This window comes from Lysinibacillus fusiformis (assembly GCF_002845985.1).
GTDB lineage: Bacteria > Bacillota > Bacilli > Bacillales_A > Planococcaceae > Lysinibacillus > Lysinibacillus fusiformis_D.
In genome coordinates, this window is sequence record NZ_PDFK01000002.1 from 702,783 (window position 1) to 717,566 (window position 14,784).

General features: G+C 37.7%; 13 protein-coding genes. 1 reads left to right on the plus strand and 12 read right to left on the minus strand.

What is annotated here, in order from left to right; genetic code table 11:
- Positions 1-79 precede the first annotated feature (79 nt).
- From yunB to sufC, 11 genes are all read right to left on the minus strand, one after another.
- Positions 80-877: a sporulation protein YunB gene (gene yunB, locus CRI88_RS09545; RefSeq protein WP_051891599.1), complete on the minus strand. Its 798-nt coding sequence runs from the start codon at positions 875-877 to the stop codon at positions 80-82.
- A 23-nt stretch (positions 878-900) separates the two neighbouring features.
- A complete protein-coding gene (locus CRI88_RS09550; RefSeq protein WP_036119715.1) occupies positions 901-2,010 on the minus strand; it encodes an HD-GYP domain-containing protein in 1,110 nt (369 codons plus the stop codon).
- 33 nt (positions 2,011-2,043) lie between these two features.
- Positions 2,044-3,411, minus strand: a complete 1,368-nt coding sequence (locus tag CRI88_RS09555; protein WP_058844835.1) for a bifunctional metallophosphatase/5'-nucleotidase — start codon at positions 3,409-3,411, stop codon at positions 2,044-2,046.
- A 20-nt stretch (positions 3,412-3,431) separates the two neighbouring features.
- Entirely contained in the window at positions 3,432-4,256 is an 825-nt protein-coding gene (locus tag CRI88_RS09560) for a sulfite exporter TauE/SafE family protein (RefSeq protein ID WP_058844834.1), read from the minus strand.
- Positions 4,256-5,113, minus strand: a complete 858-nt coding sequence (locus CRI88_RS09565) for a DUF72 domain-containing protein (RefSeq protein ID WP_058844833.1) — start codon at positions 5,111-5,113, stop codon at positions 4,256-4,258. The genes CRI88_RS09560 and CRI88_RS09565 overlap by 1 nt, the downstream gene beginning before the upstream one ends.
- Positions 5,114-5,290: 177 nt before the next feature.
- Positions 5,291-6,286, minus strand: a complete 996-nt coding sequence (locus CRI88_RS09570) for an ABC transporter substrate-binding protein (protein ID WP_058844832.1) — start codon at positions 6,284-6,286, stop codon at positions 5,291-5,293.
- Between the two features lie 259 nt (positions 6,287-6,545).
- Positions 6,546-7,943: a Fe-S cluster assembly protein SufB gene (sufB, locus tag CRI88_RS09575; protein WP_036119701.1), complete on the minus strand. Its 1,398-nt coding sequence runs from the start codon at positions 7,941-7,943 to the stop codon at positions 6,546-6,548.
- Between the two features lie 101 nt (positions 7,944-8,044).
- Complete coding sequence (sufU, locus tag CRI88_RS09580) at positions 8,045-8,470, minus strand: Fe-S cluster assembly sulfur transfer protein SufU (protein ID WP_058844831.1); 426 nt, start codon at positions 8,468-8,470, stop codon at positions 8,045-8,047.
- Positions 8,460-9,689 carry a cysteine desulfurase gene (locus CRI88_RS09585; RefSeq protein ID WP_058844830.1) on the minus strand — a complete coding sequence of 410 codons (1,230 nt, stop codon included), beginning with the start codon at positions 9,687-9,689 and terminating at the stop codon, positions 8,460-8,462. Before CRI88_RS09585 ends, sufU begins: the two co-directional genes overlap by 11 nt.
- Positions 9,689-10,996 carry a Fe-S cluster assembly protein SufD gene (gene sufD, locus CRI88_RS09590; RefSeq protein WP_058844829.1) on the minus strand — a complete coding sequence of 436 codons (1,308 nt, stop codon included), beginning with the start codon at positions 10,994-10,996 and terminating at the stop codon, positions 9,689-9,691. The genes CRI88_RS09585 and sufD overlap by 1 nt, the downstream gene beginning before the upstream one ends.
- An 18-nt stretch (positions 10,997-11,014) precedes the next feature.
- Positions 11,015-11,794: a Fe-S cluster assembly ATPase SufC gene (gene sufC / locus CRI88_RS09595; RefSeq protein ID WP_036119680.1), complete on the minus strand. Its 780-nt coding sequence runs from the start codon at positions 11,792-11,794 to the stop codon at positions 11,015-11,017.
- A gap of 526 nt (positions 11,795-12,320) precedes the next feature.
- Between sufC and CRI88_RS09600 the strand changes: the two genes are divergently transcribed.
- A complete protein-coding gene (locus CRI88_RS09600; RefSeq protein ID WP_058844828.1) occupies positions 12,321-13,223 on the plus strand; it encodes a glutamate biosynthesis transcriptional regulator GltC in 903 nt (300 codons plus the stop codon).
- A gap of 508 nt (positions 13,224-13,731) precedes the next feature.
- Here the strand turns inward: CRI88_RS09600 and CRI88_RS09605 are convergent.
- Entirely contained in the window at positions 13,732-14,778 is a 1,047-nt protein-coding gene (locus CRI88_RS09605; protein WP_230593772.1) for a glycosyl hydrolase family 18 protein, read from the minus strand.
- Positions 14,779-14,784: the final 6 nt, after the last annotated feature.

A 14,784-nucleotide genomic window follows, 5' to 3' on the forward strand; every position in this document is an offset into this window, starting at 1 on the left:
CATTTTTTAATATTAACTATCTTCACTGTTGTCAATGTAACATATTAAAGGAGCTCCAACAACTATCACAATAACATTTCTACTTATAAGGGACAGGTATTTCGATGGAGGGTTGCGGTGCATCACTACTATTTGTATAAATGTTTGGAACAGGACCTCTCGTTAAGCCCATTGCTACAGGGATATCTTGTGCAACGGTTGAAGATTTACTAGCGAACGGGACAATAATCTGTACATTGACTTCTAAATGAATACCTACCTCCACATAAGCACTGTTGATCCCAAATTCCTGAATGGAGGACGTCACATTGCTATGAACATTTCCAATCACGTGGAAGCGTATCGGAATCTTTGGCCCTAAATTTCCGAGCAAAGGTATATTGGCCGCTTGACCAAGAGGTACAAAGAAGACAATACCATCACCTTCCTGAATTCTGTTAATATCATATTCAACATTATCTAATTCAGGTAAATGCGATAATTCTCCTTGTTCAGCTTGCTCTAAATACATTTTAACAAGCTCTAATGTCTCTGCTCGAACACGATTAATAATTTCTGTATTAAACTTAGTCGTCATCATTTCAGATGTACCGGGAGGAATATCTTGAATGATATCATTGACATCTAATACATTTGAGGTACGTGAATTAATGGCTTTGCTCACAACGTATGACGCAATCTTAGTGGTTTGTACCTCGGCATACTGCAAATAGGTTGGCATGAGCCGTTCGTTTAAATAATAAATAAATAATATAAGGCAAATAACCGTACTTACAATTAAAATTGTTAATCGATTAAGACGTATTCCCCTTTGATTATATGAGCGTAATTTCATCCTTTTTCGAGGGAAAAACAAAAAAATCTCCTCCTGTTCCATAACGTATGAACAGGGGGAGCAATTTATTCTACTTTTGCGGAAGCCACGTAATCGGTCTCAACACTTTCAATTGAAACACTAGGATAATCCACTAAATTGATTTCATATGTAGCTGCGAGCAATTGATTTTGCTCTTCAAAAATACGAATCCACGGTAATGCTGCATCCAATGTATTTTGTCTGGATACAATACCGCGTCGTCCATCCGATAATTTTAAAATAACGCCATTTGGATAGTGGACCACTGCCCTTTTTAACGCTTTTACAACACGAGCATCATAAAGAGTACCAGAGCCTGCTTCAACAATTGCTAACCCTTGTGAGGGTAGCATCTTTTCACGGTAAACACGATTGGTTGTAACTGCGTCAAAAACATCTGCCACGCCAATAATCTTGGCAAAAGGATGAATTTCAAAATCAACAAGCCCTCTTGGATAGCCGCTTCCGTCAATTCGCTCATGATGCTGAAAAGCACAATGTGCCACAAGTAATGAGATAGAATGTAAATTGCGCAATAAATCGAAACCATAACGAGCATGCATTTTCATTGTTTCAAACTCATCATTAGTGAGACGATCAGGCTTTGTTAATATATCTTTAGGTACCATGAGTTTACCAACATCATGCAGTAAAGCACCAATACCGATTAAGCGTAAATCCTCAGCCGAATAACCAAGCTCTTTGGCAATCGCAATGGAGTACAAGGTCACTTGGAAGGAGTGTTGATATAAATATTCATCAAATAAATAAGCATCTGTTAAAATAGTTAAAATTTCATCATTTCCAGTAACTGCAGAAAGTAGTTCATCTACAATTGAGACAATTGTCTTTGATTGCTGATCTAATATATAAGAGGCATTTACGGGATTACAACCATCAATGGATTGGAATGAATCCTTTATAGTTGTAATCACTTTATTTCGCATAGCAGGTGGAACGGTCTCTTCTACTTCTATACCTTCAGAAATATCATCGTTAATATATAGATAATGCATATTTAACTGTTGAAGTCGTTGAATAATCCGGTCATTAATAACAACATCTTTCTTTAAAAGTGGATGACCTGCCTCATTCCAAATGGTTCTACCTAATACCATTCCTTCTTTTAATACATCGATTGAAATTAATCGCATGATTTCTTCCCCAATCCATTCTTTAAACTCTCTCTATTGTTTAAAGAATCTTTGACCATAATCTATCATAATGTTTCGTAAAAATTCAGGTAAAATATATTGTTTCTTCGCATATTTAAAGCTTGGATAAAAATAACCAAATGTAAATAAATCTAACGTCACAAGTTTATAAATATGATCGTGATCCGCTAGCTTGCCATTAATCAATAATTGGCGATTGTCATTCATTGAAAATCCGTATGTCAACATTTTCCCAAAAATAACGCCTCTAAACCCTAAACCTTTTAATTCGATATAGGGCCACTCTTCATTTTTGGATTGCATATAAATTTCTTTCATTTCTGCAACGGATAATTCAATTGTACATAAATTAATAGGATGTGGAAAAATTCGATGCAAATCTAGCGCAGTTACAGTGCCCTTCGGTAAACCATCTAAAAAGATACCTGCATTGAACAATGCACAGTCGGCACCGCTTTTTTCCAAAATGGCATGTGCAAATAAATCTGATAGCTGTGAGTAATGGAACCATTCCTTGTTATAGGATTTATTTGTTGTAAAGACTGGTGTATCCAGTATTCTGTTACCTTCATCCTCCCAAAACTGTACCATTTTCTGTTCATTATTAACAATTGGCAAATCCTTATTATGAATTAAAGTATCCTCTTTTTCAACAATTTTCCTCATTTTTTTATCATATTCTATGACAAGATGACCTGTATATTGGCCAAATTTCCCTCCACCTGTCAGTAAAACACCATTGATATGTTTGCCAGTTGGCAAGACATGATGTGTATGGGACCCGAATATCACATCAATTTCGGGACATTCTTCCGCTAAGAGCTCATCCTCTGTAATGCCTAAATGTGACAAGCACACAACAATGTCAACCTCTTTACGTAGTTGATGTGCTAGACGTAGCAATGTACTGCGGGCATCGTCCATATGCCAATTTAATTCTTGATAATACACTTCAAACATGGCTGTAGCAGCAATTACACCTATTTTTGTACCTGTTTCTGTTGTTAAAATAACATAGGGCTTCATCCAAGATGGCTTTTCCCCTTGAGAGGCATAGACATTCGCCACCACAACTTCAAAATTGGCATCATCATATAAATGGAAGAGCTCTTCATGTGACAATGTAATGCCTTCGTTGTTACCGATTGTCACTACATCATAACCTGCCTCATTAAGTAATTGTACATTGCCTCTCCCAACCGTCGCCTCTGTATAAATATTAGAACGGTCTAAGTGATCTCCAACATCAAATAAATAGCTTGTTTCCCCTATTGCCGCTAGATTGTTACGCATCTCTTTCACATAGCTTTGCATACGTGGCCAATACTTAAAATGACTATGCAAATCATTTGTGTGAAAAATATGGATTTTTTCAAGCATTAAAGCCACCTCATTTCAAATTAAGCTAATATGCCTTCTATAATGGAACGAATTCCTAATAATAATAAAATAATCCTTAGGGCGAGTACAAGCGTATCTGATTTAATTCTTTTATTTAATGCCGCCCCCAATTTTGCCCCAATATAGGCCCCTGGAATAACAGGGATTGTATAGAGCCACGGCACATGTCCGAAGTAAATATGGCTTGAGGAATTTACAATGGACGTTAAAAACACCATAAACATCGATGTTGCCACTGCGACATGTGGTGGAAATAAAAACAAAATAATCATTGCTGGTACAATCATCGAGCCACCACCAATGCCGAACAGCCCAGAAGCAAAGCCAATACCAAATGTTAATATAAAGGCAAACCAAATAGGATAGCCATATATAAAGGTATTGCCCTCAGAGTCTGTAAATTCTTGTTGCGTACCATTTTTCACAAACCATTTTACTGGCTTCAACTTGTCACGGACAAGCAAAATGATTGATAAAATAATAAGCAGAATACCAAAATATAAATTGAAGGATGGTAAGTCTAATCCTTTATTGACCCAAGCTCCAAGAATCGTTCCTGGAATACTTCCAAGAAAAAATATAAAGCCACTTTTATAATCCACCGTTTTGGATTTCATATAGCTTAATGTGGAGGCTAGCCCTGTAAAGATCATCATAACAACTGATAAACCCACTACTTTTTGAGGCGTAATATCTGGAATCATTCCTAGATTTAAACCAATATATAAGGTTGCTGGTACTAAAACGATACCACCACCTAGCCCAACCAATGAGCCAATTAGACCCGCCAATAGTGCAATGATAACTAATAAAATAAATTCCATTATAGTTCCCCTTCAAACATGTTTAATTGTTTAGGCGCTAGTCCAACATCTTTAATATTCAACATGTCTTGTAGCTCCTTTGCATTTTTCGCTGCATGATTACCTGAATTATTATTAAATAATACGAAGAGTTCATTGACCTCTTTTTCAAGCTTTTGCATGCTATGCCCAAGCTGTTGTAATTCTTCTTTATTATAATCATATAAAAAGCGAACTTTACGCCAATTTTCAGCATTCCCTGTGTTGCGCCATCCATGGATATTGCGACCATGGATACGGATAAGTGCTTTACTCGCCGTCACTACAGGATAGAAGGGGACTGAACCTACACCAGCCTGTGGTTCATCACAAATCGTATGAATAAATTGATGTTCACGTAAAAAATCCATCGTCTGCTGTACGACATTTTCTGCATACCATGTTTGATTTCGAAACTCAATAGCTACTTCAAAATCCTTGAGCTGCTGCCGTATATACAATAAATATTGTACATTTTTTGCCTGGCAATCAAACCACGGTGGAAATTGTGCTAATACCATTGCTAGCTTTCCATAACGTTTAAATTCATTCGCACATTCGATAAAAGCATTGAACATATCATTTTTTGTTTCAAAAGGTATATCACCACGCAAATGGCCAGTCATACCTTGGTACGCCTTTACAACAAAACGAAAATTTTCGGGTGTATCCTCACACCATTTACGAACATGCTCCTTGGACGGGATGGCGTAAAAAGACGTATCGACTTCGACCGTTAAAAAATGACCTGTATAATCAAATAATTTATCTTTTGAGGTAGTCACTCCACTAGAAAGTGAAGGGTGATCGCCCCAACCGGTTAATCCAACTACAATCATGTGACACCCTCCTCTATGTACATAATCATAGCACACAGTATGATACTAGAAATAAACATCATGTAAAAAATATCGCATTCTTTTGTACATTCAAAATGAAGGTTTGTCTCTTATATGCAAAAGAAAAAGCATGAGTCCATATACCCTTGAACTCATGCTACTTAATTGGGCTACCTATTATTTCACAAGATTTTGTTGGATAGCCTCTAAAAACTTAATTCGGCTATAAGCTGGGCCACCTTCCATTAATGGATCAAGTACATTGACAAACACTTGGTCATTTTTAAAGGCATTAATATTTTGGATGATTGGATTGTTTTTAAAGTCTTCTAAAGCATTTGGTGCATCCGCATTTTCATCTGTTGAAAACTGTACAAATAAATAATCAGGGTTCATATCTGCCAGTTGTTCCACAGAAATGGCTTCTTGTGCTTTTGCTTTCGCAACTTCATCAGGCACTGCTAAACCGAGTTCTCCATAAAGAACAGCATTTAAAAATACTTCTTTTGGATAAACATAAGCCTGTCCACCACGAATACGAACAGCAGCTACTTTTTTATCTTGTAGTTTCTCAGTTAACGTCGTTTTAGCAGCTTCAATATCTGCCTTATATGTAGCTAAGATTTTCTCTGCATCTGCTTGCTTACCTGTTAATTCAGCTAATAAGTTTAAATTAGACTCCCAGTTTGTCGATATATGCGACACTAAAATAGTAGGAGCGATTTTCTCTAATTTACTTTGTACTTCTTCTGGGAACTTTGTTGAACCTAAAATGACATCAGGATCTAATTCTAATATTTTTTCAAAATTTGGTTTGATTTTCTCACCAATTGATTCTGCTTTGTCTGTTACAGAAGCATATAGCTCAGGGAACTTGCCACCAATAGCAATAGCTCCTACTGGATGAACATCAAGAACAACCATATCCTCCATCGCTTCCATAGCACCTGTTACAACAATTCTTTCGACCTTTTCTGGTACTTCATAGCTTTCACCAAGATATTCAATTGTTCTCGTACCATCTTCATTTGTAGATTCATCTTTTGTTTGCGTTGCTTCTTCTTTTGGCGTATCTGTGGATGTTTCCTCTTCCGTAGTCTTTTTCTCACTACATGCAGCTAGGATCAGCATAAATAATGCGATGACACTAATAAATAGAAACTTCTTTTTCATTGACAATAATCTCCTTTAAATTGTTATCGTTATGACAAACAGCTATGTCATCTGGCATATTGAAGCATTGAACATGAAATTATTTTATCAGCTCCTACTTTTCAATTGATATTGATTCTCATTATCATTTTAGTATGTAATCATCCAAAAATCCAGTATTATTTTAATATATTACAAAAATCCATTTATGATCTGATATATCAGATCATAAAAAAGCCCCTAGTCACAAGTTTTACTGTGACTAGGGGTGGTAAGTTAATTACCCGATAGACCCTTCCATCTCGAATTTAATCAGACGGTTCATTTCTACTGCGTATTCCATTGGTAGTTCTTTTGTGAATGGCTCGATGAAGCCCATTACAATCATTTCTGTCGCTTCTTCTTCAGAAATTCCGCGAGACATTAAGTAGAATAATTGCTCTTCAGATACTTTTGAAACTTTTGCTTCATGCTCTAAAGAAACATTATCATTTAAGATCTCGTTGTACGGAATTGTATCAGAAGTCGATTGATTGTCCATGATCAGTGTGTCACATTCGATGTTCGCACGTGCACCACTAGCTTTAGGACCAAAACGAACTTGTCCCATATAAGTTACCTTACCACCTTGTTTAGCAATCGATTTCGATACGATTGTTGAAGATGTGTTTGGTGCCATATGGATCATTTTTGCGCCAGCATGTTGGTGCTGTCCTTTACCTGCTAATGCAATGGATAATGTCATACCACGAGCACCTTCACCTTTCAGGATACATGCTGGGTATTTCATTGTTAACTTAGAACCGATGTTACCATCAATCCATTCCATTGTACCGTTTTCTTCAACAACTGTACGTTTCGTTACAAGATTGTAAACGTTATTCGCCCAGTTTTGAATCGTTGTATAACGGCAATAAGCATCTTTACGTACAACAATTTCTACAACTGCAGAGTGTAAAGAGTTTGTTGTATAAACAGGTGCTGTACAACCCTCAACATAATGTACGTGTGCACCCTCGTCCACGATAATTAATGTACGTTCGAATTGACCCATGTTTTCAGAGTTAATACGGAAGTAAGCTTGTAATGGTGTTTCTACTTTTACACCTGGTGGTACATAGATAAATGATCCACCTGACCATACAGCTGAGTTTAATGCAGCAAATTTATTGTCCGTGTAAGGAATTACTTTGCCCCAATATTGTTTGAAAATATCTTCGTTTTCACGTAAAGCTGAGTCAGTATCTTTGAACACAATACCAAGATCTTCAAGGTCTTTTTTCATGTTGTGATAAACTACCTCAGACTCATATTGTGCTGATACACCAGCAAGATATTTTTGTTCTGCTTCTGGAATACCTAATTTATCAAATGTAGCTTTGATTTCATCAGGCACTTCATCCCATGATCGTTGTGTAGCTTCTGATGGTTTTACGTAGTACGTAATTTCATCAAAATCTAAATCTCCAAGATCGCCACCCCATTGTGGCATTGGTTTTGTATAAAATGTTTCAAGTGCTTTTAAGCGGTACTCAAGCATCCACTCTGGCTCTTGTTTCATATTTGAAATTTCACGGACGATTTCTTCAGTTAAACCACGTTTTGAACGGAAAATTGATACGTCCTTGTCATGGAATCCGTATTTGTAATCGCCGATATCAGGCATTTTTTTAGCCATCGTTTCTCCTCCGTTCACTGAGATGTATTTTCTCCAGGTATTCAACCCTTGTCTTGGATGAAAGCCATGTCGCTTTCATCCAAGCAACAAGGATGTAAGATTTATTTCACGCCTTTTTCCATTGCTTTCCAAGCTAATGTCGCACATTTAATTCGTGCAGGAAATTGTGAAACACCTTGCAGTGCTTCTACATCCTCAAGGTCGTATTTATCGCTATACTCTTCCCCCATCATCATCTTAGAAAAAATATCTGAAAGCTCTATTGCTTCTTCAACCTTTTTCCCTTTGATGAGCTGTGTCATCATCGATGCAGAGGACATGGAAATAGAGCAGCCTTCGCCGTCAAATTTTGCATCCTCTACGATACCGTCAGTCACTTTTAATGTTAAGTGAATGCGGTCGCCACATGTTGGATTGTTCATATCAATCGTTACAGCATCCTCTTGTAAAGATCCTTTATTACGAGGATTTTTATAGTGATCCATAATGACTGAACGATATAGTTGATCTAAATTATTAAAAGACATCTCCAAAATACTCCTTCGCAGAACGTAACCCTGCAACTAAACGGTCAATATCCTCCTCTGTATTGTACAGATAGAAGCTTGCACGCGCTGTTGCTACTTGCTGAAGACATTTCATTAGTGGCTGTGCACAATGATGTCCTGCACGAACAGCAATCCCATTCATGTCAAGCACCGTTGCAACATCATGTGGATGTACATCATCTAAGTTAAATGTCACCAATCCACAACGCTTCATTGGATCACGTGGACCGAAAATTTTCAAACCGTCAATTGTCTCAAGCTGATCCATTGCGTAGCCTACAAGCTTATGCTCATGTGCTGCAATATTATCTAGCCCAATGTCAGTTAAGAAATCAATAGCGGCACCTAAACCTATTGCACCTGCAATAATAGGCGTTCCACCTTCAAATTTCCACGGTAATTCCTTCCACGTTGAATCATAAAGCCCGACAAAATCAATCATTTCGCCACCAAACTCAATTGGCTCCATCTTTTCAAGGTGTTCCTTTTTACCATATAGTACACCTATTCCAGTTGGTCCGCACATTTTATGCCCTGAGAATCCGAGGAAATCCACATCCAAATCTTGCACATCGATTTTCATATGTGGGGCAGCTTGTGCACCATCGGCCACCATAACCGCACCATTAGCATGTGCAATTTGAGCAATTTCTTTAATTGGATTTATTGTTCCAAGGACGTTTGACGCCATAGAAACAGAAACGATTTTCGTTTTAGGTGTGACTGTTGCACGAACTTTCTCCAGACTAATAGTACCATCTGCTTCTAGCTCAATGTATTTCAATGTTGCATTTTTCTCTTTAGCCAGCTGTTGCCAAGGAATAATATTGGAGTGGTGCTCCATATGGGTAATAACAATTTCATCACCCTCCACGACATTAGCACGCCCATAACTTGACGCCACCGTATTTAAAGCCGTTGTTGTGCCACGTGTAAATATAATTTCCTGCGTTGATTGTGCATTGATAAACTTACGAACTTTTTCACGTGCACCTTCATATTTATCTGTTGCACGATTTCCTAATGTATGCACGCCACGGTGAACATTAGAATTATCAAATTCATAATATGCTTTAATAGCTTCAATCACTTGAACAGGTTTTTGAGACGTTGCAGCACTATCAAGATAAACAAGTCTATGACCGTTGACATCCTGATTTAAAATTGGGAAATAGCTTTTAATGTCTTTATTCATCATTAGCGAACTTTCCTTTCAATAACCTCCGTCAGTTGCTTTTGAACGCCCTCAATTGGTAATTGCGTAACAACTGGCGCAAGGAATCCATGGATAACAAGGCGCTCTGCCTCTGCTTTTGAGATACCACGGCTCATTAAATAATAAAGCTGTAATGGATCTACTCGACCAACAGACGCTGCGTGTCCTGCTGTTACATCATCTTCATCAATTAATAAAATTGGGTTTGCATCCCCACGAGCTTTTTCTGACAGCATTAATACACGTGATTCTTGTTGTGCATCTGCTTTTGTCGCACCATGCTCGATATAGCCAATACCGTTAAAGATTGATTGAGCTGCATCTTTCATTACACCATGCTTTAAGATATGCCCGTTAGAGTTTTTACCCCAGTGACGAACCTCCGTAGTGAAGTTAAGTTTTTGTTCTCCACGACCAACTACTACTGTTTTTGTATCTGCATGAGAACCGTCACCAATTAAATGTGTAATGTTTTCAGAGATTGTATCTGAGTCATTCATCAAACCAAGAGCCCAGTCAACTTTTGCATCACGTGCTAATCGTGCACGACGATTTACGTATGTCGTAAAGCCTTTTGCAAGTACATCTACTGCACCATATGTTACTTGTGCATTATCTTGGACAACGACTTCAGCAATAATATTTGCTTGACCTTTTGCCTCTTCAATTGTTGAAATATATGTTTCTACATAAGTTACAGCAGAATTAGCTTCCGCTACTACTAAAACGTGGTTGTATAATGAAGCTTCTGCATTGTCGTTTAGGAAAACAACTTGAAGTGGTTGCTCAATGATTACGTTCTTTGGTACGTATACAAACACACCACCATTAACAAGCGCTGTATGAAGTGCTGTTAACTTATGCTCCTCCACTTTAACAGCTTCTGTCATAAAGTATTTTTGAACAAGTTCACCATGTTCACGGACTGCTGTGAAAATATCAGTAAAAATAACACCTTTATCAATAAGTTCTTGCGATGTCTTAATGTACGCTGGTGTATTATTACGTTGGATATATAGGTTTTCTTGTGATTCAAGGTCAATTAACCCTTTTGCTTCTTCAGGTAGAGCATCCAATGAAGAGAATGCCTCACTATGAACCGCCAATTGCGGGAATTCCATGAAATCCCATTTTGTAATATTCGTTCTATCTGGTTTTGGCAAATCTAAACCAGTTACTTTGTCTAGTGCTGCCGTGCGAAGTTCTGTAAACCAAGTTGGTTCACCATTTGCTTCTGAGAACGAGCGCACGTCCTGTACTGTTACAGGCAAGTTAAGTTCCACTGTCATGCTAGTTCGTCCTCCTTCTTATGCTTCTTGTTCTTCTGCTTCTTCTTCGATACCTAATTCTTTTTTAATCCAATCATAGCCTTCTGCTTCTAAGCGTTGTGCAAGCTCTGCACCACCAGATTTTACAACACGTCCTTGCATCATTACGTGTACATGATCTGGAGTAATGTAGTTTAATAGACGTTGATAGTGTGTGATCATTAAGCAACCAAAGCCTTCACCGCGCATTGCGTTAATGCCTTTTGATACTACTTTTAATGCATCAATATCAAGTCCAGAGTCAATTTCGTCTAAAATGGCAAATGTTGGTTTAATCATCATTAATTGAAGAATCTCATTACGTTTTTTCTCACCGCCAGAGAAACCTTCATTTAAATAACGTTGAGCCATATCTTCATGCATTTCTAGGAAATCCATATTTTTATCTAATTCACGAATAAATTTCATTAATGAAATTTCATCGCCTTCTTCACGACGCGCATTAATCGCCGAACGTAAGAAATCAGCATTTGTTACACCAGCAATTTCTGATGGATATTGCATTGCTAGGAATAAACCAGCTTGAGCACGCTCGTCCACTTCCATTTCAAGTACATCTTCGCCATCAAGCTCTACAGTACCTGAAGTGACTTCATATTTAGGATGACCCATAATTGCAGAAGCTAGTGTCGATTTACCAGTTCCGTTTGGTCCCATGATTGCGTGAATTTCATTTGTATTAATTGTAAGATTTACGCCTTTTAAAATCTCTTTCCCGTCGATCGCAACGTGAAGATCTTTAATAACTAAAGTTGACATGAAAATACCTCCATAGTGTTCAGTGAATGGGTCAACCATTCCTTAATTATTATCATTCTAATCTTAACTGAAAATCGTTCTCTATGCAAACCATTTCAATTACTTTCCCATTTCTCAAATAAAATATTGAAAAACAAAGGATTTATAAGCGTTTTCAGATTATTACTAGTTCAGCTAGACAATGAGAATAGACTTTCTTCATTTTCAATGAAATATCCCTAATTGAGAATAGATTTCATCTAGCTACATAGTGAAAACCTCTTGGAAAGTGTTAATTGTAGCGGTTTTATGACAAATTTGCATAAACAACCATAACTATACTATAACCTATTTCATTAAAATGGAATCAATTAAAAACAAGATATTTTAGGCAAAGTTTCTTCTAGACTTCAATAACCAAATCCATCTCGCAAGATAACATAATATTCTAATTATTATTTTGACATTTACAATCATTTTTCATCTTAAATAATATATAATTAAGGTAAAATCAATCTTATTTTTAGATTAATAGAGGTGAATATTTGTGGAGTTACGTCAATTACGCTATTTTGTAGAGGTTGCTGAACGGGAGCATATTTCAGAGGCCGCGGAGCATCTTCATGTAGCCCAATCTGCCATCAGTCGGCAAATCGCAAACCTTGAAGATGAATTAGGCACGCCATTGTTCGAGCGCGTTGGTCGAAATGTGAAATTAACTCCCATTGGGAAAACATTTCTTGAGCATACCATTACAGCCTTAAAGGCCATTGATTTTGCGGCAAAGCAAGTAGAAGAATATTTGGATCCTGCCAAAGGTTCTATTAAAATTGGCTTTCCAACAAGTTTGGCTAGCTATGTTCTGCCTACTGTTATATCCGCCTTTAAACGAGAATATCCCGATTTACAATTCCAACTACGTCAAGGATCTTATCGATTTTTAATTGATGCGGTCAAAAACCGGGAGTTAAACCTAGCCTTTTTGGGACCATTACCCCCTAAGGACGAATCCATTCAGTCCACAATTCTGTTCACTGAGAACATCGCCGCACTACTACCCGCTAATCACTCATTAGCTAAAAGGGAAAGTATTCAGCTAGCAGAGTTGAAAAACGATTTATTTGTCTTATTTCCAGATGGCTATATATTACATAAAGTAGCTATGGATGCTTGCCGTGCTGCAGGCTTCTTACCAAATGTTATTTCAGAAGGTGAGGATTTGGATGCACTGAAAGGTTTAGTAGCTGCTGGTATAGGTGTTAGTCTATTACCTGAAAGCTCCTTATATGATTCAGCCGCTCGATTTACCGTCAAGGTTCCAATTGAATCACCCACAATACCTAGAACTGTTGGCATTATCTCACCCGTAAATCGAGAAATCGCACCATCTGAAGCAATCTTTTTAGATTTTGTGAAACATTTCTTTTCTCGTCTTTCCCAATTCCAATAAAAAGGCGATGTCAATAGCAGAGAAAGACTTTTTGACAAGGCGAGAGGTTGATTTCCGTTCCGCCAGCATCCTTTCCAAGGGGCATCCGATGAGCCGCTTCACTCACCGCGTTCGCTCCAGGTCTCCGCTGTGACGCTAATCCCTAGGAGTGACGCTGGCTCTACTCTAATCAACCATACCGCATTTTGTCTTTCTTACTAACTTAAGGAACATAGCCTATTATTAGAGAAAGGATAGGCTATTATTTTCAATGTGAAGAAGTATTGGTCCCAACAGCCATCGATTAAATGAGTAATGAACACCATCATTTTATTTGTGCAACCTTTATCACTTTGCAGATGAGAGTGGCAGACTACTTGACTCCCGTAGGATAGCATGACAGGGGGCAACTGCTTTTATTCTGCACAACAGCGGCAAGCAAGTTTCCTAAAACGAAAAGCCCTTTTCACCTTTCACTTTCAATACTATGAAAAAAATCGCCTGAAAAGGCGATTTTTTTGCATGAATGCTATTCAATTGATTGCTCACTGATCCATTGTAAAGTTCTTGCACCTAAGCCTCCAGCACGCCATAGCACCACGTCATGATAGCTTCTTTTTTGTATATAGTTTACCCATTTTTCAAGTGTTTCTTGATCTGCATACCAAACCTCATGACTGACATTGTCATCATCTACATACGTAAAATAAACGGCCCCACTCCCCTTATCACGCTGCTTCACTGCATTCGTTTCAGCTAATAGTTGTTCAGCCTCAAGCTCTGTTAAAGCAACAATTTGACCTTCGGCTACCCAATCAAAGCCTCCTGTAGCAAAGGCAATCGCTAAATCCTGATTGGACTTCTTCACTTTTCTCACTAAATCATTGAGAAAAGAGTAAGTGGCCTTCGCACCTGGACCACTATGATAGCCATGAACATTATAGGCCATGACAGTATAGATTGGTCCATTTGGCAATTTCATATTAAATGGAAAACTTGGCTCTAGAACGACATGTAATGTCACATCCTTTTTTGAAAGAGCTTTGTACAGCTCTTTTAAAAAAAGAATGTAGTTTCGAAGGTCTTTCTGTGCTACCTTTTCATAATCAATCTCAATGCCACTCACTTGGTATTGATCGACTACTTGCAAAATATTATTGATATGCTTTTGCCTCGCAGAAGAATCCTGCACGAGTCTATGCAAAAGCGTACTGTCCTTTTGAACAGAAGGGGCATTATCTGTTACATAATCATTGATAAGCGTTAGGATTACAGGATGGGAATCATTAAATTGTTGCTGCGTTTGTTGTAGCATGTCAATCGCATTTTCAGTTAATAATAGTTCATCTTTGCTATTAAAATAAGCACCGAAAACCCGTATATCTTGTAATCCATCTAGAGAATTTTTCACATCCTCCATCGCAGATTTATTTTGCCATTCTGGTAACCAGATGGACAATCGAAGCTTCTCCTTGTCCTTTATTCCTACCTTTGCTTCAGCTGGTGGCTCTTTACTATTACTACAAGCAGTGATAAATAGTAGTGCTATACATATAAACAATACAAAGTTCTTCACTTGAAT